This is a genomic window from Streptomyces sp. NPDC007905 (genome assembly GCF_042959345.1).
Classification (GTDB): domain Bacteria; phylum Actinomycetota; class Actinomycetes; order Streptomycetales; family Streptomycetaceae; genus Streptomyces.
In genome coordinates this window covers 1-24,441 of record NZ_JBIBKS010000030.1, presented here as the reverse complement: position 1 = coordinate 24,441, position 24,441 = coordinate 1, and the positions used below count along the sequence as shown (strand labels likewise).

Annotated in this window: 20 protein-coding genes; 4 read left to right on the top strand and 16 right to left on the bottom strand. The window is 69.3% G+C overall.

Translation table 11 applies throughout. From position 1 onward, the window contains the following. Positions 1-590 precede the first annotated feature (590 nt). The 6 genes from ACFZDC_RS36305 to ACFZDC_RS36280 form a co-directional block, all read right to left on the bottom strand. On the bottom strand, positions 591-4,538 hold the full coding sequence (locus tag ACFZDC_RS36305; RefSeq protein WP_391330605.1) for an amino acid adenylation domain-containing protein: 3,948 nt from the start codon (positions 4,536-4,538) through the stop codon (positions 591-593). A gap of 106 nt (positions 4,539-4,644) precedes the next feature. Then, a complete protein-coding gene (locus ACFZDC_RS36300) occupies positions 4,645-6,501 on the bottom strand; it encodes an FAD/NAD(P)-binding protein (protein WP_391330603.1) in 1,857 nt (618 codons plus the stop codon). Positions 6,502-6,705: 204 nt separating this feature from the next. Next, positions 6,706-7,626 (bottom strand): MBL fold metallo-hydrolase, encoded by a 921-nt coding sequence (locus ACFZDC_RS36295; protein ID WP_391330601.1) that lies wholly within the window; start codon positions 7,624-7,626, stop codon positions 6,706-6,708. Next, complete coding sequence (locus ACFZDC_RS36290; RefSeq protein ID WP_391330599.1) at positions 7,623-8,627, bottom strand: ornithine cyclodeaminase family protein; 1,005 nt, start codon at positions 8,625-8,627, stop codon at positions 7,623-7,625. Before ACFZDC_RS36290 ends, ACFZDC_RS36295 begins: the two co-directional genes overlap by 4 nt. A 35-nt stretch (positions 8,628-8,662) precedes the next feature. Continuing rightward, a complete protein-coding gene (locus ACFZDC_RS36285; RefSeq protein ID WP_391330597.1) occupies positions 8,663-9,424 on the bottom strand; it encodes an alpha/beta fold hydrolase in 762 nt (253 codons plus the stop codon). Between the two features lies 1 nt (position 9,425). Continuing rightward, the gene (locus ACFZDC_RS36280) at positions 9,426-10,223 is read right to left on the bottom strand and encodes an FkbM family methyltransferase (protein WP_391330595.1); all 798 of its coding nucleotides are present in this window, start codon (positions 10,221-10,223) and stop codon (positions 9,426-9,428) included. Positions 10,224-10,542: 319 nt separating this feature from the next. On the opposite strand from ACFZDC_RS36280, the gene ACFZDC_RS36275 reads away from it, so the two are divergent. Then, positions 10,543-13,260, top strand: a complete 2,718-nt coding sequence (locus tag ACFZDC_RS36275) for an amino acid adenylation domain-containing protein (protein ID WP_391330593.1) — start codon at positions 10,543-10,545, stop codon at positions 13,258-13,260. A 98-nt stretch (positions 13,261-13,358) separates the two neighbouring features. Here ACFZDC_RS36275 and ACFZDC_RS36270 read toward each other — a convergent pair whose 3' ends face one another. The 9 genes from ACFZDC_RS36270 to ACFZDC_RS36230 all read right to left on the bottom strand — a co-directional run bounded on the left by ACFZDC_RS36270 (position 13,359) and on the right by ACFZDC_RS36230 (position 21,679). Next, entirely contained in the window at positions 13,359-13,730 is a 372-nt protein-coding gene (locus ACFZDC_RS36270) for a nuclear transport factor 2 family protein (protein WP_391330591.1), read from the bottom strand. Continuing rightward, entirely contained in the window at positions 13,727-14,533 is an 807-nt protein-coding gene (locus ACFZDC_RS36265; protein ID WP_391330589.1) for a hypothetical protein, read from the bottom strand. The genes ACFZDC_RS36270 and ACFZDC_RS36265 overlap by 4 nt, the downstream gene beginning before the upstream one ends. Before the next feature lie 39 nt (positions 14,534-14,572). Next, entirely contained in the window at positions 14,573-15,793 is a 1,221-nt protein-coding gene (locus ACFZDC_RS36260; RefSeq protein WP_391330588.1) for an ATP-grasp domain-containing protein, read from the bottom strand. Then, entirely contained in the window at positions 15,790-16,887 is a 1,098-nt protein-coding gene (locus tag ACFZDC_RS36255) for a homoserine O-acetyltransferase (protein WP_391330586.1), read from the bottom strand. The genes ACFZDC_RS36260 and ACFZDC_RS36255 overlap by 4 nt, the downstream gene beginning before the upstream one ends. A 30-nt stretch (positions 16,888-16,917) precedes the next feature. Further along, positions 16,918-18,183 carry an ATP-grasp domain-containing protein gene (locus tag ACFZDC_RS36250; protein WP_391330584.1) on the bottom strand — a complete coding sequence of 422 codons (1,266 nt, stop codon included), beginning with the start codon at positions 18,181-18,183 and terminating at the stop codon, positions 16,918-16,920. A 31-nt stretch (positions 18,184-18,214) separates the two neighbouring features. Further along, complete coding sequence (locus ACFZDC_RS36245; RefSeq protein ID WP_391330582.1) at positions 18,215-19,099, bottom strand: LLM class flavin-dependent oxidoreductase; 885 nt, start codon at positions 19,097-19,099, stop codon at positions 18,215-18,217. A gap of 13 nt (positions 19,100-19,112) precedes the next feature. Next, positions 19,113-20,090, bottom strand: coding sequence for a hypothetical protein (locus ACFZDC_RS36240; protein WP_391330580.1), 978 nt, complete (start codon positions 20,088-20,090; stop codon positions 19,113-19,115). Beyond that, positions 20,087-20,536, bottom strand: a complete 450-nt coding sequence (locus ACFZDC_RS36235) for a VOC family protein (protein WP_391330578.1) — start codon at positions 20,534-20,536, stop codon at positions 20,087-20,089. Before ACFZDC_RS36235 ends, ACFZDC_RS36240 begins: the two co-directional genes overlap by 4 nt. A gap of 279 nt (positions 20,537-20,815) precedes the next feature. Further along, entirely contained in the window at positions 20,816-21,679 is an 864-nt protein-coding gene (locus ACFZDC_RS36230; RefSeq protein ID WP_391330577.1) for an aspartyl/asparaginyl beta-hydroxylase domain-containing protein, read from the bottom strand. Between the two features lie 556 nt (positions 21,680-22,235). On the opposite strand from ACFZDC_RS36230, the gene ACFZDC_RS36225 reads away from it, so the two are divergent. Genes ACFZDC_RS36225 through ACFZDC_RS36215 form a run of 3 tightly spaced genes read left to right on the top strand, consistent with a single transcriptional unit; the run spans position 22,236 to position 23,832 of the window. Then, positions 22,236-22,883 carry a hypothetical protein gene (locus tag ACFZDC_RS36225; protein ID WP_391330575.1) on the top strand — a complete coding sequence of 216 codons (648 nt, stop codon included), beginning with the start codon at positions 22,236-22,238 and terminating at the stop codon, positions 22,881-22,883. Next, the gene (locus tag ACFZDC_RS36220; protein WP_391330573.1) at positions 22,880-23,233 is read left to right on the top strand and encodes a hypothetical protein; all 354 of its coding nucleotides are present in this window, start codon (positions 22,880-22,882) and stop codon (positions 23,231-23,233) included. The genes ACFZDC_RS36225 and ACFZDC_RS36220 overlap by 4 nt, the downstream gene beginning before the upstream one ends. Positions 23,234-23,286: 53 nt before the next feature. Continuing rightward, on the top strand, positions 23,287-23,832 hold the full coding sequence (locus tag ACFZDC_RS36215; RefSeq protein WP_391330571.1) for a hypothetical protein: 546 nt from the start codon (positions 23,287-23,289) through the stop codon (positions 23,830-23,832). A 5-nt stretch (positions 23,833-23,837) separates the two neighbouring features. Here ACFZDC_RS36215 and ACFZDC_RS36210 read toward each other — a convergent pair. After that, on the bottom strand, positions 23,838-24,441 hold a 604-nt coding region (locus ACFZDC_RS36210), incomplete at its 5' end, for an IS3 family transposase (RefSeq protein WP_391330569.1).

The following is a 24,441-nucleotide window of genomic DNA, read 5'->3' as shown; positions in this document are numbered from 1 at the left end:
GGCTCGCCATTGAGTCGGCCGCCGGACCGCCCGTCCATCGAGTTCTCCCGCACGCCGTTGGCGGCGAGGCGTCAGATGCCGGATTCACGCGAAATGTCCCCCGTACAACGTATCTCAAATACCGAGACGACCGTGCGGTCGTGCAGCAATCACATAACAACACACAACAGGTTGGCAACGAAAGGGCATTAACACATGACGCGGTCTTGACCTATGTAAGGACGAAGTAAGCGTCCGCCGCCCCCTCCCCTCCTCACCCCGACCCACCTCCCGGCGCTGCTCAGAACCCCACTGACCTGCAACGATAACCGACAGGCGGTGGGGCGGCCGACCAAGGCCGCCCGCATCGGGCGATCGTTTCGCGCCACCGTGCAAGCTCACTTTCGGCCACGTATTGCCGAGTTCACCGCCCCTGTCGGGGAAATCTGGAGTCATGATGTCCACATGGTGGACATTGCTCAACTTCTTACGGCCGGGCGGCCGCCGGATCGCGAAGTCTTATGGCAACAACCCTTCTTATTGGTGGCATCCGCTGAACATCCGATCGTGGCCGTCGTGGCCCCGTCGTGGCCTCCCTCAGGAGAAATGCCTCACATTGACAAGTGGGCGTCGAGCAGTTTCCCGATGGTGCGCAGCGGCCCACGCCCCGTCATCTCCATGTGCCCGCAGTCGATGTCGTATTCATGGATGTTTCCCCGGACATAAGGACCCCAGGCCTCTTTGCCCGTGCTTAAACTGGTGCGTGCCGCGTTGAAAAAGACGACATCTCCGTGGAACTCGTCCCGGACCTGATGGTCCAGGAACGCATCGCCGTTCCCCATCGTGGTGGCTACGACGACCGCGACTTGCTTCGGCTCGAGCATTCCGAGGAGCGGATCGTGCGCACGCAGGAGTTCCACCAGTTCCTCGTCCGTCGCGGGCGTGGGGAACTGGTGCGCCACCTGGCCGAGCAGCACCTCCAGGACCCAACGCCGATCCGCCGACGCCGGCCGCTCCTCGGGCAGGGGCCGGGCGTCGAGGAGGGCGAGGGTCATCACCCGCTCCCCCAGCGCCTCCAGACGCACCGCGACCGCATGCGCGAGAACGCCGCCGAACGACCAGCCCATCAAGTGGTAGGGACCGTGCGGCCGCAGTTCCCGTATCCGTGCGACGTGAGCGTCGGCCAACGCGCCGAAGTCGCGCGGCCTGACCCCCGGGGCGAGGAGTTGTTCGGACTGGAGCCCGACGACCGGTCTGCGCTCGGAGATGTGCTGCAGGATGCCCGAGAACGCCCAGCTCAATCCGGAGCTCATCGGCAGGCAGAACAATGGCTCGCCGGTCCCCTCCCGCATGGTGATCGCCGGTTCCATGGGGTTGTTGGGGATGTTGGGGGTGCCGGCGGTCAGGAGTTCGGCGAGTCCGGCGACGGTGGGGTTCAGATAGAGGTCGCGGATGGTCAGGGCCCGGTCGGTGTCGGTGAGGTCGTTGACACGGTCGAGGAACAGGACGGCGAGCAGGGAGTGGCCGCCGAGGTTGAAGAAGTTGTCGTCCACGCCCACCTCGGGCACGCCCAAAACCTCGGCGACGAGCGCGCACAACTGCTTCTCCAGAGGCGTCACGGCAGCACGCGACGCATCCTGCCCAGCGGGGGCCCAGGCGGGCAGTGCCCTGCGGTCCAGCTTCCCGTTCGCGGTCAGCGGCAGCTCGTCCACCAACAACACGCTCGGCACCATGTAGCCGGGCAGCCGCTCGCGCAGGTGGGCGTGCAGCTCGTCACTGGTAACCGTGGCGTCCACGGGCACTCCGTAGGCCACCAGACGCTGATCTCCCGGGGTGTCCTCGCGCACGATCACCGCGCCCCGGGCCACCTTCGGGTGGCTGGTGAAGGCGGCCGCGACCTCGCCCAACTCCACTCGGAATCCGCGCAGTTGTACCTGGTCGTCGATCCGGCCGAGATACTCCAACTGTCCCTCACCGGTCCAGCGGGCCAGATCCCCACTGCGATACATCCGCTCACCCGGCTCGAACGGACAGGCCACGAACCGCTGCGCGGTCAGCCCCGGACGCTCCCGGTACCCCCGAGCCAACTGCGGCCCCGCGACGAACAACTCGCCGACCACACCCACCGGCACCGGACGCAACGCCGCATCCAGCACCCATATCCGCAGCCCGGCCAACGGCGATCCCACCAGGCTTCGGCCGGCTGCTTCGGCCGCCATCTCCCGGTCGAGAGCCACATAGGTGGCGTGGATGGTCGTCTCGGTGATCCCGTACATGTTGACCAGCGTCACCACATCGTCCGGATGCCGCTCGTACCACTTCCCCAACTGCCCGAAGTCGAGGGCCTCACCGGCGAAGATGACGGTGCGCAGGGCGAGTCGGGGAGCCGCCTCGGCGTCCTCGCGGATCAACGGGTAGAAGGCGGAAGGCGTCTGGCACAGCACCGTCACCCGCTCCCGCTCCAGCAGCCGCAGAAAGTCCCGCGGAGACCTCGAGACCTCGAACGGCACCGTGACCAACGTCCCGCCGTACGCGAGGCAGCCCCACATCTCCCACACCGACACGTCGAAGGCGTAGGAGTGGAACCATGTCCACACGTCGTCGGCGCCGAACCGGAACTGCTCCCTGGTGGCGTCGAGAATGGCGACGACGCTGCCGTGGGCGATGGTGACGCCCTTGGGACGCCCGGTGGAACCCGAGGTGTAGATCACGTAGGCCGGGTGGGTGGACAGCAGCCGATCCCTGTGGTCGGCATGCGTGAGGTCGGCGGTGTCCTGCGCGGACAGGGTGAGGTGGGTGTCGGGCGCGTCGAGCACCACGCATGACGCGTCGATGCCGCCGGGCAGCGATGACGTGGTCGCCGTGGTGGTGACGACCAACAGCGGCTCGGCCTCCTCGAAGAGCGTCGCGATCCGTTCCGCCGGATACTCCGGATCGACCGGCAAATAGGCGGCGCCCGACTTCAGCACCGCGAGCAGGGCCACCGCCAGGTCCACGGAGCGCCCCAGCAGCACCGCCACCAACGACTCGGGTCCCGCACCACGCGCCACCAACACCCGCGCCAGTTGGTTCGCCCGCGCGTTCAACTCCGCGTACGAGACCCGCTCGTCGTCCGACGCCACCGCCACCGCATCCGGTCGCCGGACCACCTGCGCTTCGAACAACTCGACCAACGTGGAGGAGGGAAACTCCCCCGCCCGGCCCGCCCACCCCGAGGTGACCCGTTCCCGCTCGCCGTCCTCGAACAACTCGATCGCCGACAGCGGCACGTCCATGTCGGCGGCCACCGCCTCCATCAGCCGCACCAGCCGCCCGGCCAGCGAGCGCACGGTCCCCGGCTCGTACAGATCGGCGCTGCCCTCGACGGTCACCGCCAACTCACCCGTCCCGCCCTCGTCGGTGCGATGTGGGGTGAAGCCGAAGGACAGGTCGAACTTGGCGATGCCCGTGTCCACCGGCTCGAAGCGGGTGTTCAGACCGGGCAGATCGACGGACACGGCGTCCCCGTCGTACAAGGTCATCAGCACCTGGAACAACGGGTTGCGGGCCGAGGTCCGCTCCGGGTTCAGTGCCTCCACGACCCAGTCGAACGGAACGTCCTGATGCGCCCACGCCTCGAGGTCGGTGCGCCGCACCCGCTCCAACAACTGCCGGAACGACGGATCCCCTTCCGTACGCGTCCGCAGCACCAGCGTGTTCACGAAGAAGCCGACGAGGTCGTCCAGGGCCTCATCGGCTCGCCCGTCGACCGGGACGCCGATGAGGATGTCCTGGCCCGCGCCCATGCGTGACAACAACGACGCCGTCGCCGCCTGTACCACCATGAACAACGTCGTGCCGGTCTCCCGCGCGATCTCCGCCAACCGCGTATGCACCTGGGGCGAACACACCGCCGAACGCGTCACACCCCGATGCGACGCCACTGCGGGCCTGGCCCGGTCCGGACGCACCACCGCCTCCTGGGGAAGCCCCGCCAACGCTTCCCGCCAAAAGGCCAGCTGACGCCCCGCCTCACTTCCTTCGTCCCCCGGATCCCCCAAGAACTCCCGCTGCCACACCGCGAAGTCCACGTACTGCACCGGCAACGGCTCCCACTCCGGCGCCCGGCCCGCCGACCGCGCCCGATACGCCACCGCCACATCGCGCCACATCGGTCCGTCCGACGCACCGTCCGTCGCAATGTGATGCATCACCAGCAACAACACATGCCGGTGCTCCGCCACTCTCAGCAGGTGAGCTCGAAAGGGCAGATCCACCGCCAGGTCGAACGGCACCCGCGCCAGACGGGCCAACGTCCCTGGCACGTCATCCGGCACCACATCGATCACCGGCACGTCCAGGCTAACCGGCTCCACGACCCGCTGCCACAGCGCCCCGTCCCGCACCTCGAAAACGGTCCGCAGGCTCTCGTGGCGGCCCACCACATCGGCCAACGCGGCACACAACGCCTCCCGATCCAACTCCCCCTCGAGCCATACCGCGCCCGGCACGTTGTACGTCGCCGACAAACCCTCCTGGCGACCCAAGAACCACAAACCCTGCTGCCGGACAGAAGGCATGAACACTGTGGAGCTCCCTTTCTTCACGCCGGGTCGGCGGCTCTTTTCGTTTCAGGCAGAAGGCGAGGTGTCGGCAACAGGGAGGTACGCCTGGAAAGCGCTCGGCCTACGAGGTGGTGGTCTCCGCGAGGGCGTGCTCCGCGATCGCGTCGGCGTCGCGGACGAAGTCCCCCCACGGACCGGGGCGGGCGAAGCCGACCTGGGTGAACCAGCGGGTGTTCTCGGTGGGCACGCCGAGCACGTAGAGCCCCGTGCCCGGCCGGCCGTCGCGGTCCACCGGATGGAACGGGGCCGTGGTGACCGCGACGCCCCCCGTCTCGAATCTGTCGTCGGCGTCCTGGTTGACGAACTCGGTCCACAGACCGCGCGCCCGCAGGTTCGCGGTCAGCGGTGCGGGGTCCCGGCCGAGGTCGGGCACGGGGACGCGGGCGTCGATGACGATGTCGACCGGTGTGCTCGACCCCACGACACGGGGAGAGAAGATCCTGAATCGACCGCTTGCGGAGTCGCCCTCGACACGGGTCTCCGGTCCGGCCACTCGCAGCAGACCGCAGTCCATCAGGGCGAGCAGTTGACGTATGCGCACCGGTGGCGGGCCGGCCACCAGGACCGAGCTCGCCGGGACGAAGGCACCGAGGAAGTCGTCTCGATGCGAGGCGGGGTTGAGCCGGCCGAAGTCGACGCACTCGCGCACCACCCAGCGGGTGTCCCGGATGATGTCGAGAGCGGCCATCAGCGGTGAGTCGACGTTTCCGCGCTCGGCCTCCGCGACGGCGCCGCGGAGCAGCCCAGCGAGCTCGCCGTCGAACTCCTTGGGGTCGTCGAACGTGCGTCCCGCGAAGGGCCTTCCCAGTGCCTCCAGGTCGATCGGGGCCAGGTCCGCGGCGCCGTGCCGGCCGGCGACGGCGCGTATGTCCGGCAGCGTGGCACCGTCAAGGCTCACCACCTCGTCCGTGAAGGCGGCGGCGGCCCTTTCACCATGTGCTCGGCGCAGCGCGGTGGCGTAGTAGACACATTCGATCTCGGCTGTGAGCCGCGGCAGGACGTCGGTGGCGAAGTCCAGAGTCGGCCCGGAGGCGTGACGCCGTACGAGTTCCGAGGTGAACAGCACCGGCCGGTAGGCGAATCCGGACGGTCGGCGATTGTCGCCCTTGGCCATGAGCGGAAGCCCACTGCGGGACCCGGCCACCATGACGGGTTCGGCGCCGCTCGGGTGATACACGAGTTCGCCGTCCGCGCCCTCGGTGAACAGGCCGCCTCGCCCCGTTGTGAAGGCCGCCATGACGTCGAAGAACGACAGCCCCAGGCCGAGCACCCCGACGGCCGCGCCGGCCGGCACGGTGTCCAGTGGCATCTCTGCCGGTGAGTCGCCACTGATGCAGCGCAGTCCGGGATGGCGGGCGGCGAATTCCGCGAGGTCACGCAGGGGTGCGTCGACCGGTGGCCGGCAGTGGCCAGTGGTCAGGACGGCCCGGTCCACATCCAGGGGGGTCCCGCCGGCCAGTGTCAAGCGGTGGCCGTTCGCCGTCGGCTCCAGGTCGAGGACGGAGTCGTGTACGCGAGTCAGCCTGACGTGCGACGGCAGCCCGGACTCGATGGCGTCCAGGGCGAAGCGCAGATATCTGCCGTAGACGGCGCGGGGCGCGTACCCGTCGGGCCCCGGGTGGCCGGGGAGGTGGGCATGCCACCACTGGCCGAGTGACGGACCTGCCCCGGCGCGGGCGGGGCCGCCGTCCGACGCGCCCGAGAAGGCAGTGATCAGTCCCACCGGAGTGTTCATCAGGAACCACTCCGGTTGATCGGTACGGTAGATGCGGCCGCATCCCACCTCGACCTCGTCGATCACGTACAACTCGACCGGGCGGTGTGCCGGCTCCTGCGCCAGCCGGGCGGCCAGCCGCTCCGTCACCATGAGCCCGCGGGGGCCGCTGCCGACGACGGCGATGCGCCAGGGCCGCGTCATGAGGCCACCTCCCTGCCCACAGGCGTGCAGAACAGGGTGCGATGGCCGGAACGACCAGCGAGGAGCCGTCGGCGCGCCGGCGATGGTGCGTCAGGGTGCAACCGGTGCAGCATGCGTGTGCCCGAGTCCTTGTCGTCGTGCGGCGCGGCTCCGAGCGGCCGCGGGCCTGGTGTCGTCGATGGGTCTTGGCTTCGGTGCCCGCCCTCAGGCGTGCGACGTGAGGGGCCGGCCTCCGTTGTAGGCGACCATGTCCCGGTAGGCTGCGGCAGTGTCGATGCGCGCCCCCGCCTCGACCCCGTCCAGTTCGGCGTAGGCGCGGTGCAGGTTGCCGACGATGCGCTCGGCGTCCAGGAGGTCGGCATAGGGGCCGAGGTCGGTCTCCAGAGCCGCCTCCAGGGGCGTGAGTCCGGCGGCCTTCGCCCGGCGGGCGAGGTCCTCCACGAAGCGCAGGTAGGCGAGCATGTCGTCGATCACCTCGGGGCCGCTGACGGGGCCGTGGCCCGAGACGATGGTCCGGGCGCCCAGAGGACGTACGACCTTTTCGAGGACGTCGATGGTGCCGCCGAGCGATCCCATCAGGACGAACGGTGTGCCGCCCTTGAAGAGCAGGTCGCCCGCGAACAGCACGGAGTGGTCGGGGAGATGGACGATCGAGTCGTTCGTCGTGTGCGCCGGCGTGCCGACGTGTTTGACGTCGCAGCGCAGGTCATGCGCCCACAGGGTGACTTCGGTGGCATACGTGACGAACGGCGGGGCCAGTTGGAACTCACCCCACTCCACGTCGTTCCACACACCGCGGTTGACGGGCCGGCCGAAGGCCATGACCTCGGCGCGGGTCTGCTCGTGGCCCACGATCGTGGCGCCGGGCAGGAGGTGGTTGCCGAACGTGTGGTCGGCGTGGTGGTGGGTGTTGACCAGGGTGCGGACCGGCGCGCGCGTGACGTCGGCGATCGCGTCGAGATAGGCCAGGGTCCTGCGTTCGGTGGCGCAGGTGTCGATGCTGATGACGCCCTGCTGGCTGGTGATGAAGCCGGTGTTGTTGAGGAACCAGCTGCCGTCCGGCTGCACGTAGGCGTGCACGCCGTCAGCGATCTCCACTGTCCGCGCGGCGAATTCACGGCTCATGTGCCGCTCCGCTCCGCGCCCGTGACCACGGGAACGCTGCCCTTCACCGACGGGAAGTCCGGCAGCGGGGTGCCGAGTCCCTTCTCCTTCGCGCTCCGATACGCGTACGCGGCCACTGCCACGTCCTGGAGCGGGGAGCCCACGGACTTGAACAGGGTGCGCTTCGGCAGCGGACCGTCCGCGGGCCGCCCGCACAGCTCGGCGAGGGTGATGACCCGTGCGGTGTCCAGGGCGCCGGTCTTGGCGGCGGTGATCGCGTCGCCCGACTCCTCCAGGGCCTGGGCACGGTCCACCACGATGAGTTCGGGGAAGCGCCACACCTCGGAGTCCAGCTCACGCTCCTCGGGGAGGGTCGATCCGGTGGAGCTGATGTGCGCCGTCTCGCGGATCCAGTCGGCGTAGAAGGCCGGTCCCCGTCCTCCCGTGTTCGTCGCCACCATGACGAGGTCGGCGTCGGCGGCCGTCGCCGCGCCGTCCGCGCTCGGCTCGATGTCGATGCCGAGCCGCTCGGACAGCTCCGTGGCGAACAGCTCGCGCCGCTCCTTGCGGGGGCTGTGCACCACCATGCGTTCGACGTCGATGAGCTGGCTGAGCACGGTGGCCTGCATCCGCGCCTCGGCGCCGGAGCCGATGATGCCGACCTTCGAGGCGTTCGGCGCCAGGCGGGCCGCCGCGAGGGCCGCGGTCGACGCCGTGCGCAGGACGGTGAGGTGGTTGCCGTCCAGGGCGGCGAGGAATTCGCCGGTGTGGATATCGAAGAGGTTGATCTGGAACCTCACCGTGCTGCCCACCAGGTGGAATTCCTTGTATCCGACCACGCCGAGGCCGGGCAGGGAGGCGGCCATGAGGCGCAGCCAGCCCGATCCGAAGCGCAGGTTCACCCGCTCGGTGATCGTCGTGCGGCCGACGTACTCCTCCTGATAGGCCCGGTCGAGTGCGTCGAGCACCCCTTGAACGTCCGTGGCCTGTTTGACATCGTCGTTGCTCAGAATCAGCGCCATCTGTCCATCTCCTCCAAGTCGCAGTCGGGCGTCGGTCACACGAGAGTCTTCGCCACGAGATCCATGACCTCGTCCAGGACGAAGTGCCCGGCCTCGAGGTGGTGGAGCGTGAAGTCCCCGCTCGTCTCGCCGCGCCATGCCGCGAGGTCGTCGTAGCTCACGAAGGGGTCGTCGCGCCCGCCCACCGCGACGATCGGTGCGTCCAGCGGCTCGGCCGGGACGTACGGGGCCTCCTCGACCATGCGGAAGTCGGTCCGCATGGTGGTCTCGAACAGCTCCATCATCTCGGGGGACTCGAGCACGGATGCGTCGATGCCGCCGAACTGCGCGACACGCTCGAAGAACTCAGTGCGCGGCAGCAGGTGAATGAATTCCGAGGTGCGCCGGCTCGGCCCCGGGATGGACGAGACGATCAGGGCCTTGGGCCGCGGCCTGCCCTGGTCCCTCAGGCGGCGCGCCAGTTCGAGCCCGACGATGCTGCCGGAACAGTGTCCGATGATGGCGTACGGCCGGTCGGTCAACGGCGTGACCGCCCTTTCCAGTTCGTCGACGAGCCGTTGGAGATCCTCGAAGAGCGGCTCCTCGATGCGGTTCTCCCGCCCGGGGAAGCGGACCGCGCAGAGTTCGACGTCGTGCCCGACCTGCTTGGCCCAGGGAGTGAACGCCGCCGCCCCCGCACCCGCGTGCGGTAGGCAGAACAGCCGAAGCCGGGGCTCCGCGACCCGCTGCGGACGGACGATCCACCTCTTGGCAGCGAGGAGACCGCGCGGGTCCAACGCCGGAGAGAATCGAGCCACGTTACGCCACCTGCCAAGCGAAGACGGTGTGGAGATCGGTCTCCCGGTACTCCGTTGCCTGCCGGACATGGGTGCGCAGGCCATTGCTCTCGAAGAGGGAGACCACCGTGGCGAGCGCGCCGTCGCGGTCGGCGACCTCCACCGCCGCGTTGGCGATCTTCGGCCAGAGTTCGTCACCGATGCCCCGCAGGACAGGGACCTCGAACCCCTCCACGTCCACCTTGAGGAAGTCGATGTGGTCGATGCCGGCGTCAGCCACGAACGTGTCCACGCGTCGTACGTCGCAGTCCACGGACCGTCGCTCGTCGAGGGCGTCGTCGACCAGGTCCTCCACCTCGTCGATGAACGCCTCCCGCAGGTCCTCGTCGAGGGAGTCGGCGACGCTGCCGATGAACGACGAGGCGAGCGCCCTGTCGACCTTCGGGTCGGCGTCGAAGCCGGACATCATCGTGTAGTTCGGGTAGTACGTGAGCCGCCGGCGCTGGTCGGTGTCGCCCAGGGCGATGTTGTGCAGCCGTACGCCGGGCAGATGCCCGGTGTTGCGCCGCAGAACGTCGAAGACATCCGGGACCGGCTCGAAGGAGAACACCCGTGCGTCGGGCCACTTGTGCAGGGCGAAAAGGGTGAAGAGGCCGATGTTGGCACCGATGTCGAGAACGATCGGGCTCTCCTCGAGGCGCACCCCGTGCGGCGGGACATAGGACTCGTCGTGAAAGATCTCCCGGTAGAGGTAGTCCGTCTCGTTGCCGTTGAGGCTGTACACGGAAAGACCGTTGGGGAGTTTTCGCTGCACCGGCACCGTGGGAGCTCCTTCACCTGCTGCCATGGCCCCGAGGCTAGGCACCGGCCGGGGCGCGCACCGGCAGTACCGGAGGCGGCCGGTAGGCGGATTCCCTTGTCGGAGGGCCTGTGACCAGCGGCGCACTGCCGGTCACAGCCGACGACGGGCGACATTCCCGCTGCCGCTCACAGCCGACCGCGGGCGACGTTCGCGCTGCGGCTCACGCCCGCTCGGGCGTTGTGCGCACTGCCGACGAGACGCCGCCGATAATGCCGTTCGCCCCGTGATCGGCCCCGTACCGTACCCGGGTCATCCCTGAACGTGGAGGAGCACGCATATGGCGGCGGCACTGAGCCACGCGGTTCGCGTCCGACTGAGCAACCCGGCGCGAGTGGAGGATGTGACGCATCGGTTGGGCACCGCCGACGTGCCCCGCATACGCGTCGCGCACGCGGCGGCGCCCTCGGATGACTCCCGTACGTCACAGCTCTGGCGCACGGCCGCGGGCGAGGGCGGCGACGGTGTGCACGCCGTACTGCTGCGCTACCCGGACGGACCCGCCGACCTGGTCGTCGCCGCGCCGCGCGGGCAGTGCGGCCGTGCCGAACTGCGCTGGCTGGCCGCCGCGTTGGCCGACGGTGACCTGTCGGCGGTCCGCGCGGAGCTCGAGCGTGCGCCCGTCGGCGACGCCGGGCCGGGGCCGGTCTTCGCCGACGCGCCCGACTGGGGGAACGCCGACGCATCGGGCGGACCTTTCGCCACCACGCGGGTGGCCCTGCCGCTCGACGTGTCCGGCGACGAGGCCCCATGGCGCACCGCGCTCGCCGTGACCCTGTCCCGCTACGCCGACGGCTCGGACGAGGGCGATACGGGAGACGAGGTCGTCATCGGCACCGACGCGGGCGTCGTCGCCCTGCGGGTGCGCGGCACCCTCGACGCCGTACGGGGGCAGGAACCGGTCCCTGTGGACCGCCCGGTCCTGGTGGGGATCCTGCCGGGCCTCGACGAGGAGCCACGCGCGGGCGAGGAGTACGTCCCCTGCCTCGAACCGGCCTTTCCGCTGACGTTCTCGGTCACCCGCGAGGAGACCGGCCGGCCGATGCTGCGCTGCGACCATCTGCCGGGCCATGTGTCGCCGGCGATGGCCGAACAGTTCGCACGCCATCTGGCGCATGTACACGCGCAGTTGACGTCCTCGCCGGACATCTCCGCTGCCGATGTCGCCCTCTTCGACGATGAGGAGCGGGCCAGGGTCGTGCGCCTCGGCACCTCGGCCGAAGCGCCGCCCGCGTCGGCGGGCACGGTGCACGAGGCGTTCGCTCGCGTCGCCGCCGCCGCGCCGGAATCCGTCGCCGTACGCGAGGACGACATCGAGCTCACCTACGCCGAGGTCGATCAACTGGCGGCCTTCTGGGCAGCCGGCCTCAGGGCCCAGGGCGTGCGCCCCGGCGACCGGGTCGGTGTGTGCCTGGAGCGTTCGGCGGAACTGGTCGTCGCGCTGCTCGGCGTGCTCAAGGCGGGAGCCGCGTACGTACCGATGGACCCCGCCTATCCCGCCGAGCGCCTCGCCTACACGACGAACGACGCCGCGGTGGGCCTGGTGATCACCAGGCTCGCACAGTTCCCGCGGCAGGACGGCCTGCGCGTGCTGACGCCCGATGAGTTGGTCGCCGACGAGTCCATGGACACGACCGGGCCGGACGGAGGGACCGAGGCGCGGGACACGGCGTATGTGATCTACACGTCCGGATCCACCGGTCGCCCCAAGGGAGTCGCCGTTCCGCACGGCAATGTCCTGAGCCTCATCGAGGCGACCCGCGAGGACTTCGGGCTCGCGCCGTCGGATGTCTGGACGCTGTTCCACTCGAGCGCGTTCGACTTCTCGGTCTGGGAGATGTGGGGCTGCCTTCTGACCGGCGGCTGCCTGGTGATCGTGCCGTACTTCACCTCGCGCGATCCCGAACAGTTCCGGGATCTGCTGGTGCGCGAGGGCGTCACGGTGCTGAACCAGACGCCGTCGGCGCTCAGCCATCTCCTCGCCGTCGACCATGCGGCCGCGCCCGTGCGCCTGGTCATCCTGGGCGGAGAGCCGTTGGATGCCAGGATGCTGCTTCCCTGGTTCGACGAGCATCCCGAGGACCGGTGCCGGGTGGTGAACATGTTCGGCATCACCGAGACCACCGTCCATGTCACCGCGCAGACTCTGAGCCGGGAACTGGCCCTCAAGGCCACGCGCTCGGTGGGGACACCGCTGCCGGGATGGCATGTGTACGTCATGGACAGCTCGGGCCGCCTTGTGCCGCCGGGCGTCGCCGGCGAGATCCACGTCGGTGGCGCCGGTGTGGCGCAGGCCTACGTCAATCAGCCGGCCCTGACGTCGGAGCGGTTTCTGCCCGACCCGTACAACGGGGGCAGGATGTACCGCAGCGGCGACCGGGGGCGGCTGCGCCCCGACGGTGCCTTGGAACACCTCGGCCGCATCGACAACCAGGTCAAGGTGCGGGGCTTCCGTATCGAACTGGACGAGATCCGCTCGGTGTTGCTCGAGGACCCGTCCGTGCGGGCCGCCGCCGTGGTGGTACGCCGGGCGGACGGCAACCGCACGACGGACGCCCGCATCGACGCGTATGTGGTGCTCGACGGCGGCAGCGGCGAGGATCTGGCCGTGGTGCGCAAGCGGGCCGCGAGCGTCCTGCCCGACTACATGGTCCCCGCGACGGTGACGGAGCTGAGCGCGCTGCCCCTGACCACCAGCGGAAAGGTCGATGTGGCCAGGCTTCCGGCACCCACCCTCACCAGCCGCGCCGCACAGGACGACTCGTCCACGGCCGACGACGGACTGGCCGCCCGGCTGAGGGAGCTGTGGACCGAGCTGCTCGGCGTCCCGATCGGACTGGACGACGACTTCTTCGAGGTCGGTGGCAACTCGGTCCTCGCGGTGCGGAGTTCGGCCATGATGCGCGCGGAGGGTCTGCCCACCCTGAGGCTGCGGCAGTTCTATCGGCACCCCACGATTCGCGCCGTGGTGGCGGCGCTCAAGGCGGCCGACGCCTGAGCGTCCGCCACCCACGCCCCGGCAAGTCCTTCGGCCCCGTGGCCCGCCTCGCGAAGAGGTGGGCCACGGGGCCGAAGGACTTGCCGGGAATCGGCTGTTCAGATCGCTGCGCGATAGAAGTAGGTGCGCCGCTCGCTGATCAGGCCTGCGTCGATGCGGTAGTAGTCGGAGAACTTCTCGTCAAGGCGCTCGCCCGCCCTGCTCAGCCCCTGGAACCTGCCCCAGCACGCCAGCGAGTCGTCCCCGGCCATGACGTCGTCGATGCGGTGCGCACCGGACTCGACGATCCGCTCCTCGCGGTAGAACCGCTCGATGTCGGCGAGCCCGACAAGAGGTGGGTATCCGGGCCGGTGGTACACGCAGTCCGCGGCGAAGACCCGGCCGAGCTCGTGCCAGCGGCGGCCGTCGATGATGGCGAACAGCCGGCGGGGGAAGTCGTGGTGTCGGTGCGGCGCTGTGGCGGTGGTCATGTCCACGAGACCACCGTGCGCTCGTCGATGAAGCCCAGGATTCCCGACAGCGTGGTGCGGCGGGACGTCGGGGAGGTCTCGGGCTCGACGGCGTGCACATAGGCACCGTTGAAGAAGTAGACGTCTCCCGGTGCGATGTTGAGATGCAGGGACTCGATGCCGTCCAGGTGCTCGACCGGATACGGCGACCCGGTGTGCACCAGGCCCAGCCGCTCACGGACGGTGTCGTCGGGCCGCGTGTTCCACACCACGAGACGCCCCGCCGTGCCGTTCTCCAGGCACAGGTTCATCGCCCCCACGGGGCGGCCCTTCACCCGCTGGATCTCGAAGTCCGCCTGCCTCGGTTCGCCGCACTGGGCCTCGTCCTCGTGCGGGGCCAGGGCGAACTGGCCCATGCCGTGCCAGGAGCGCAGCAGGGCGGTGCCGGCCTCGCGGCCGTCGTGGCGCGCCGAGCGGAACAGGATGCCTTCGGCGGCGAGGGCTTCGGCGAGGCCGGAGCGTATGGCGGTCAGCGGGTCGTGGGGTGTGCCGAGAATGTCGTCGAGTTCGGGCTGGGCGGCACTCGCCTCGTCGAGGTAGTCGCGCGTGGTCTTGTGGTAGTGGTACGAACCCACGTAATGCCCCGGCGCGTCGACCCCTCTGGTGCGGCGCGCGGGGCTGTTCCAGAAGCGTTCCGTGATGCGCGCGCACTCCCCGGCAGGAATCATGCCGCGGAACACCACGCCGAGGACGCGGCCGCGCAACACGTCGACCACCGCCCCCGCGTCGAACTCCTTGTACTCGCGAAATGCGAAGTCGGTCATGCCGTTCGCCTCTCTCGGCCCTGTGGCCGGTGCGCTGGGTCAGTCGGAGTCGGGGGCCGCGGTGGTGATCCTGACGGTGTCCAGGACGTCCTGGCAGCGGTGTTCGGCGGCGGTCACGTTCTCGCCGGCCGCCAGGACGTAGCAAGCGACCTTGTCACGGGTGACACCGTCGACGACGGGGGCCACGTCGTCGCCGACCCGAAGGCCGATCCTGAGGCGCAGATCGGGGTCGTCGTCGGGTACCGCCGCCACACCCGAGACGGCGGTGACCCGGCCCGGCCGGGGAAGGATGTGCCGCATCGCGGCTCCTCGGGTGCCGAGGTCCGTCAGGTCCGGCATCGGCTCCAGGCCCAGTGGCACCGCGACGGCCATGCGGGTCACATCGACGCCGAAGGCCATCTCCATGAGTTCGTGGATCCGCTCGCCGCCGATGCGGTTGTGCGACTCGATGACGCGGGGGCCGGACGAGGTGAGGCGCACCTCGGTGTGCGTGGGGCCCTCGGTGAGGCCGACCGACTCGATCAGCCGGTGAACGGTCTCGTGGATGGCCTCGGCCGCTTCCGGCGCGATGGCGGCCGGCATGGAGTGGCCGAGTTCGTAGTACGTCGGGTGCAGCAGGGTGTTGGTGATGGTGATGACCTGGTGGCGTCCCTTGTCGCAGAACCCCTCGACGCTGAACTCCGGGCCCTCCAGATACTCCTCGGCCAGCGCCTCTGCCCGCCCCGTGGCGGTCAACCGCCGCCAGCCCTCCTTGGCGTCCTCGGCGTCGTCCACTCGGAAGACCCCGATGCTTCCCGCCGAGTCCGTCGGCTTGACGAAGACCGGCGCCCCGACCTGCCGGCGGAAGTCGTCGAGCTCGGCCGCGCTGCGCACCGTCCGGTGGCGCACCGTGTCCAGGTCCGTGCCGGCGAGGTGCCGGCGCATGGCGGCCTTGTCCTTCAACAGCCGCACGGACTCGACGGAGTTGCCGCCGAGGCCGAGCAGTTCGTTGACGCGGGCGGCCGGGACGAGTCCGTTCTCGGTCAGCGAGAAGACCCGTTCGAAGGGGCGTCGGCGGTGCCGCTCGACGATGAGCCTTTCCACCGTCTCGTAGTCGTTCTTGAAATCGACCTCGAGGATCTCCGCGCAGTGGCGCTCGGCGCCCGGGGGCACGCCGCCCGGGTTGTGGATCAGCACGACCTCGAGGCCGAGGTCGTCCGCGGCCTCCAGGATCTCGATGAGTCCGCCTATGACGACGATGCGCCCGACGATGCCGTTCACGTTGCGTGTCCTGTCCTGGGCAAGCTCTGGATGGTGTCGAGGTCGAGGAAGTCGGCCACCCGAGCGGCGAGTTCGGGCTGGTCGAGCAGGGCAGCGTCGTGGCCGAGGTCGCTGCCGGTCTCGTGGTGGTGGGCCGCCTCGACTCCGCGCGCGGCGAGCTCGGCGGCGATGTGCTCGCTGTGTGCGCGGCCGAACCGCCGGTCGCCGCTCAGGCTGACGAGCAGCACCCGGGGCGGACAGGGCGTCGTCGTCACCGCGGACCGGCGGGAGAATGCGTCGAAGCGGTCCACTGCGCCGAGCAGCGTGAGATACGCGTTCGCGTCGAACCGTCGGACGAACTTGCCGCCCTGGTGATCCAGATAGGAGGCGAGGGCGCTGGGCCCGCGGTGCGGTCCCGCGGCGGAGGGCCCGAAGCGGCGCTCCAGTTCCGTCTCGGACAGGTACGTCAGATGGCCGATCATGCGAGCCGTGGCAAGACCGGCGAGCGGGCCGGGGCCGGGCGCGTAGGCGCCGCCGCGGTACCCCTCGTCGCTGAGGATGGCGTGGCGGGCCACCGCGTTCCAGGCGCGGTTGTCCGCGGAGGGCCGGGCGGTGCCGGCGATGATGACGAACCGGTCGGCGTCCGCGGGGTGGTCGAGCAGCCACTGGAGTGCCTGACAGCCGCCCATGGACGGGCCGACGACCGCGTGCAGACGGTCGATGCCGAGCGCGGCGAGGAGCCTGCGGTGCACCGCGACCATGTCGGAGATCTCCACGTCCGGAAACCTCGCTCCCCAGGGGGCGTCGTCGGCGGCACGGGTCGCCGCCCCGGTGGTGCCCGAGCAGCCGCCGAGCACGTTGGCGCAAATGACGAAGTGGCGCCGGGTGTCGATGGGCCGGCCCGGGCCGACCATCACGTCCCACCAGCCCGGGTCGTCGTGCGGCCCGCGCGCGGCCACATGGGCGTCGCAGGTCAGCGGGTGACAGATGAAGACGGCGTTGGAGCCGTCGAAGGTGCCGTGGGTCTCGTAGGCGACATCGACGGGAGCGAGGGACGCGCCGCCACTCAGGGTCAGGGCCGTGGCCTGGTTGGCGATTCTCAAAAGCTCGGGCATGGGCGGTTCCAGGTCGTCGGGGCGCGGCGGTCAGGGGGCCTCGACATGTTCGATGTGCAGATCCCGTTCGACGCGCTTGATACGTCGGCGATCGAGCTCCACCCGGTCGCGGTCGCGGTCGACGAGCACGACCCGCCCCAGCACCGAGAACACGTCCGAGGTCATCTGGACCCGGCCGCCCGGGGGCACGGTCACCGTCGAGCGCACCGCCGTGGGCAGCTTCGCGAGGTCGCTCAGCGAATCCGGGTTGCGGATCACGCCCGAGCGGTGTGCCGTCACGAAGACCGACATCACATGGCGCAGCAGGCGATAGCCTGACGTTTTCCGGTGCTGCCGGCCGTGGAAGAAGTCGACGAGGCGGTCGAGCTGGCTGCGGCCGGTCGCGAGACCGGACAGGAAGCCCATCTGGCCGCCGGCGAGCCGGGGGTTGAGCTCGATGAGCACGGGCCCTTCAGGGCGCAGCATGATCTCCGCGTGCATGGGGCCGAACCGCACGCCCAGGGCGTCCAGCACACCGCGCGCGTAGGGGAGGAGCTGCTCGCACACCGGGTCGTCCGGGGCGACGAATTCGACCGAGTCGTAGATGCCGACCACGGAGCCGGAGGAGCGCTTGGTGTAGCGGGTGACGCCGCAGATCTCGTGGACGCCGCCGGTCGTGAACGTGTCGACGCTGTATTCGGTACCCCGTACGCACTCTTGGACCAGGACCGCCTCCTCGACATCGCCGAGGGCGTTGCGGCGCCCGGCCATCATGTCGAAGGCCGCACGCAGTTGCTCGCCGGGGCGCACACGACGGACGGCGTCGGTACCCGCGCTGCGCGCCGGTTTCACGATCACCCAGGGGGCGTCGTCGAGCCCGGTATCCCGTAGCCAGTCCTCCACCTCGGCGAATGTCGCCGTGTGGACCTGGCGCAGGGAGGCGAGTCCGGAGCGGGCGAGGACGCCCTGCATGGCCGACTTGTCCCGGCGTGCCGCGGACAGCTCGGTGCAGTTGGCGTACTCGGGAAACAGGCGCGCGCACAACGCGTCGGTGAGGGCGCTTCCGGTTTCGAGGCCAGTCACCACGCCCACGGTGCCCAGTCGGCCGAGCTGTCGGCCGAGTGCGGCGATGTCTCCGGTGAACGCGAGGTGGTGATCGAAATCCGTGGGCTGCCAGGTGTGGGCCAGCGGGCCCGGCGGTCGGTCCGCCGTGGTGAGGGCGACGCAGGACCAGCCGTGTTCGCGAAACGCCGGGGCGATGAGCGCCCCCGGTCCATAGGGGTCCACCACGGCGAGGACGGGTGCGGACGTGGTCATCGAACTTCCGTGATCGGTCGTCTGCCCCGCATCACGCGCCGGTCCCGAGGTGTGGTGCGATGCGGTCGAGGATCGCTCGGTCTCCCTGGTAGGGGAACTCCTCGCGGGGTTGGTGGATCACCATGTCGGTGAAGCCGATCTCGGCGAAGGCCCCCGAGGCGTCGACGAAGGAGTCCGCCGACTCAAGGACGCCACCGACCATGGCGCCGGTCAGCACGAGGCGGCCGATGGTGGCCGGGTCGCGCCCGATGTCGGCACAGGCCTCGTCCAGGGTTTCCGCCTGCTTCCGAAACAGCGGAAGCAGCTGTTCGTAGGACTTCGGCTCGAAGTTGCCGGGTGTGCCGGCCGTCACCCAGACGTCGGCGTATCGGGCGGCCAGGCGCATGCCACGGGGGCCCGTGGCCGCCACGGCAAAGGGCAGCCGGGGACGCTGCACACAGCCGGGCTGCATGTGCACCTCGCGCGCCGTGAAGTGGGCGCCCTCGTAGGACGTTTCCGGAGAGCGAAGCAGCCGGTCGGTGAGTTCCACGAACTCGGCGAACCGGGCCGCCCGCTCACGGGCCGACAGGGACCGGCCGCCCGTCGCGGCGTCGTCGTATGCGCCCGTGCCCGCGCCCATGCCGCAGATGATCCGGCCGTCGGATATGTCGTCGAGGGCCATCAGCTCCTTGGCGAAGGTCACCGGATGGCGGAACGTCGGGCTGGCCACCATGGTGCCGAGCCGGATGCGCGAGGTGGCCGCCGCGGCCGCCGTGAGGGTGGGCACGGCCCCGAACCAGGGCTTGTCCCGCAGCCACCGCCACATCAGGTGGTCGTAGGTCCAGGCGTGGTCGAATCCCAGTTCCTCGGCCCGCACCCAGTTGGGCCTGGCCTCGGACCAGCGCCTGTCCGGAAGGATCAGCAGTCCGTAACGCATGTCGTCTTCCCTGTCACACGGATTCCAACTGCACACCGAGGGCCTCGGCGTCGAGCCCGGTCGCGTGCCCGGCGAGGCGCAGCAGCACGCCGAGTACGTCGCGTCCGCACTCGACGACGTCGTTCTCGCGCAGCTCCGTCGGCAGGTCCTCGTCGTCGGCCGCGTCGTGGAGACCGTTGGCGCGCAGGTCGACCGCCACCGCCTCCAGCCGGCGCAGGAGTTGCGCGACGATCTCGGGCTGCGACTGGGGCAGGCGCACCGTCAGGAAGTAGTTGTCGTAGAGCGTGCCGAGCATCTGCGGACCGCGGACGTCGGCGGTTCGGGTCGCCTCCTGGAGCAGGGAGCGCCCACCAGGAACCAGTCGAGCCGCGACCCCGGAGTGGATCGTGTGGTGCACTGCGACGGCCTGGCGCAGTTGCGCCCCCACGGGGTTGTCGGCCCATCGGGCGGCGCCTCGGCCGCGAAGCAGCGGTCGGACCGCGCCGAAGTCAGGTGCCCATGTCCCGCTGAATCCCGGGTGCTGCAGAAACATCGACGGCCTGATGAGTCCCTCGTAGACGCCGCGTGGGCAGGAACTCGTGTAGAGCAGCATCGCGCAGTAGCCGCGTACGTACGCCGTCATCGCCGCGAGGGCGTCCGTGCGGCGCTCGCCCACCGAACCCGAGGCCACCCGCATCTGCTGGCCGAGCAGCCGCCACAGCAGAAAGGACACCTGGTGTCCGGTGATCCAGCGGAACCAGTAGACCTGCGCACCCGCGGGTCCCTGCGCCGGGGCCGGGACCACCGCTCCGTCCGTGGCCGCTCCGGCGAGCAGGCTCGGGCACAGCTGCGCCACATCGAGTTCGGACGGTGCGCGGGGCGGGGGCGCGTCGTCTCCGGGGTCGAGGGGCTCGGGCAGCAGCAGGGGTTCCAGGCCGTAGGCGCAGTCGCCGAAATCCCAGCCAGGCGGTGTGCCAAGCTCGGCCGACATCGAGTCGTAGCTGATGTTCATGAACCGTCCGGCACGTAAGTGAACTCGAATTCCAGGCCATTGACGTCGAACGTGTAGAAGCTCTGTACCCCGTCCGCGTCGATCACGATGTCCGTGGGCTGATCCGACCTGGCGAAGCGGTATCGCCCGGAGTCGTACAGCTCCACCCACCGGTCGCGCCATCGGGTGAGTTCCTCGGGTGACGCCGTCGCCACGCACGTGTGCTGGAACTGCGTGGTGTTCCCACCGGGCAGCCGTTCGTCATGCCCCGTGCGCTCGAACAGGTGCAGCCGGAAATCCCCGATCTCCACCTCGGTCAGCCGGGTGATGCCCGGAAGGCGACTGATGGTCAGCTCCGAGAATTTGTCCAGCGTCCATGTCTCCCGAGCGCCGAAATAATCCCGGTACCAGACCAGGCAGTTGTCCAGGTCCGCTGTCTGTATACCGATGTGATGGAAAGCAGGCATCTTTTCCCTGTCAGATCGCCCGGAACGTGATACGGCACCCGAACCCAACGGTCAGGTACACACAAAGTCCACGTCGAATGCGTCCGGCCGCGTTGGTGACTCATCGCCTCTGAATGGCCGCGCTGCCGCTGCGTGGAGTGACGGTGATCGAGGTCGGGGACGCGCGCCGACGCGCAGCCGCCCGTGGGTTCCCGCGGCGGGCGGGCCGGCGATGCTCGGGATCCGGGAGCGGTGGAGAACCGGCCAGCCCGTCAGGTCATCCCCCGAAGTGCGACGTCATCAGCTCGCGAGCGCGGACTCGATGCGCGCGATGTTCGTGTGCCGGTAGAGGTCCTCCACCGTCTTCACAATGGCCTCGTTGCCGCTGCGGCGGGCGATCTCGTTCATCGTGTTCCACACGAAGTTGTGACCGCCGTCCTTGCGGTAGTGCTTCTTCACGACGAGCCCCATGATCTGCATCACGTTCTCCTCGTCGATGATCGACGAGAGGGACAGGAGGCCGTCCCGCTCCGCGTCGCCCAGGGCGGGCCGGTCACAGAGGTTGGCGTCCGGGATACCGCCGGAGAGCTCGCACGGGAACTTGAACAGGTCCTCGATGTCGTCCACGTCGGCGACGTCGATCAGCAGGTGCACCCGGCGCGTGTCACCGACCACACCGGCGCTGTGGGGGCGGGTGACGTCGATGAACCAGACCTCGCCCTCCTTCATCCGGTAGACCGAGTCGGACTCGTTGAACATGGCGTCCTCGGCGGTCGAGAGCACCACGTGCACACGGTGGGCGATACGCTGCTTGGAGGAGTCGTCCAGTTCGACGTAGTCGCAGTGCGGGATCAGCACGCTGTTGCTGAGCGCGATCAGCCGGACGAAGGTGATGTGCTCGAGGTTGAAGTACTTGCTCAGGATCTCCTGGACATACGGCAGTCGCTCGCCGTCCGCGGTGAACGCGGTGGGCTTGGAGTGGTCGTAATCCGACAGAACTCCGCCTTCCCCGCCGCCCGGGGCCATCAGCATGGCGCTCTTCCAGGGGCGGCCGCAGACGAATTCGTCATAAGGCTCCGCAAAGTTGATCTCGAGGCTGCGCTCCAGATCCTCCAGCAGCCGTTCCCGGTCCAATTCGATCTTCTTGATCAACTGCGTACGCATGGCTCACTCCTTGACTGGCTCATTCGCCCGTGCAGCCCCTTGGACTTCCACCCTAGGAACGTTTTCCTCGGCTGATCGGCGGTATCAGGGGCAGAGCGGAGGCAGCCTTTACGGGCCTGCCCCCGCATACGGCGTGGTTCACGGGCGACAGCACCGCGTCAGTCGACGACCGCAACCACAGGCTTACGTCCCTGCTCCTGATGTCCGCCCAGGAGTCGCGGCAGAGCAGCAGGCCGACGTGGCTTCTTTCCACCGCGACCATCGGTGGGCGACCCACGAGGTTGTAGCCCTTGGCCATGACGGACAGCTCCGGGTGCGCGGTGTCGGAAGTACCTGACGTACTGCATCCGACCATCGAAGTCCGGAAGGGGACGGTCGAGGGCGTTGCGATATAGGCCCCTGATAGGAGCTGCCAGCAGGATCGACGCGCGGGAGGGGACCGTGGCCTCCAGCACGGCGGGTCCACTCGCGCAAACCGGCCACCACCCCGGTCGCCGGCCACCGGCACCCGTTGTGGGCCATGCCGTCACACATCCGAGGAAGGACGAATCCCGTCATGCTCATCCTGCGGCACTCCGAGGTCGCGCAGATTCTCGACGGCCGTGAACTGGACAACATCCGGACCGTCGCCGATGCCTATCGCCTGCACGCGCAGGGCGACACCACCGTGCCGCACTCGACGTTCCTGCGGTTCCCCGGGCAGCCCCGCAATCGCATCATCGGCCTGCCCGCCTACCGGGGCGGGGAGCAGCCAGCCGCCGGCATGAAGTGGATCGCGTCCTTCCCGGCCAACATCGAGCGGAGCATCGAGCGGGCCAGCGCGGCGATCACCCTCAACTCCCTGGAGACCGGCCGGCCCGAGGCACTGCTCGAAGGGTCGCTGATCTCCGCCAAGCGCACCGCGGCCAGCGCCGCGCTCGCCGCCGAACTGCTCACCCGTGACCGGCGCCCGGACGGCATCGCGCTGATCGGCTGCGGGATCATCAACCTGGAGATCCTCCGGCATGCCGTGGCGGCCCTGCCGGGGCTGAGGACTGTGTCGCTGTACGACAGTTCGGCCGAACGGGCCGCCGAGTTCGCCGAGCGGGTCGCCGCCGTGCTGCCCGGCGCCGAGGTGGTCGTACTGGACAGCGCCGAGCACGCGCTGGCGGCGCACGGCCTGGTTCCGTCGCGACGTCCGCGATCGAGCCGCACCTGGACGTGAAGGCGGCCGCACCGGGCACCGTGGTGCTGCACATCTCGCTGCGCGACCTGCTGCCCGAGTCGCTGATCGACACGCACAACATCGTCGACGACGTCGAGCACGCGCTGCGCGAGCGCACCTCCCTGGACCTGGCCGTACAGGCGGCGGGCCACCGCGACTTCGTCGACCCGACGATCGGTCGGCTGCTGCTGGAGGAGGGCTCCGACGGGGCGTTCACTCCCGAGCCGGGCCGCACGATCGTCTACGCACCGTTCGGTCTGAGGGTGCTGGACATCGCCCTCGCCGACCAGGTTCTGACCTCCGCCCGGGCCCAGGGGCTCGGCGTGCAGGTGGAGGGCTTCATGCCGTAATGCATCCGGTCGACGCCGCACGCATCCCACGGAAACGACTCAAGGAGCATCACATGATCAAGAACTCATCCCGGAGCCGACGTACCGCCACACTCCTCGGCGCGACCGCCACCCTGGCCGTCAGCCTGGCCGCGTCGCCCGCGAGCGCCGCGCCGACCTGGGAATCGCTGACGGTTCCCACCACGTACGCGAGTGTCTCGCTGCTGCCCTTCGACAGCCAGAACGCCTTCGCCAAGACCACGGCCCTCTGCTACGACGAGTGCACGTCCGGGCCCAAGCTGTGGCAGCGCTCCGGCAACACCTGGAAGCAGCTGACCACGCCCACCGACGCCGCGGTGAACACGCTGGCCGGCACCGGCCACGACGACCTGTGGGTCATCGGCCGCAAGGACTCCAGCACCGGTGTCTTCCGCATCAACCACTACGACGGCACAAAGTGGTCGGGCAACCTCAACCCCGACACCAAGCACCTGGAGATCCTCGACGCCGAGGCGGCCGGCCGGTCCAGCGTGTGGGGCGCCGGCGACACCCGGATCGACAACTCACCCGTGTGGCACCCGACGGTCACCCACACCACTGAACCGCCCCGGGTTCGGTAGAGATCTCAGACTGTGGTTGTGACCTGGGGTTTCGTGAGTTCGGTGTAGTAGTTGGCTTCGTATTCGACGGGCGGGACGTGGCCTATCTCACCGTGGAGTCTTCGGTGGTTGTACCAGTCGACCCACTCGGCGGTGGCCAACTCGACCTGGGAGAGCGTCCTCCAGGGCCGCTGGGGCTTGATCAACTCGGTCTTGAACAGGCCGATCGTGGACTCCATCAGGGCGTTGTCGTACGCGTCACCGACGGATCCGATGCTCGCCGCGATGCCGGCGGCGTCCAGGTGCTCGGCGAGCTTGAACGATGTGTATTGCGACCCGGCGTCCGAGTGATGGATCAACTCTCCTGGCCGGACAGGCTGTTGGTCGCGATCGCGTTGCCAGATGGCCATCTCCAGAGCGTCCAAGACGAAGACGGTCTCCTTCACGGTGGCCGCGGACCAGCCGACGATCCGGCGGGAGAAGGTGTCCACGACGAACGCGACATAGACGGTCGCGGACCAGGTCTTCACGTGGGTGAAGTCCGCTACCCAGCACCGGTTCGGAGCGGCGGCGACGAAGTCGCGGTCGACCAGATCGGGGGCCCGCTCGGCCTGTCCGCCGGGGATCGTG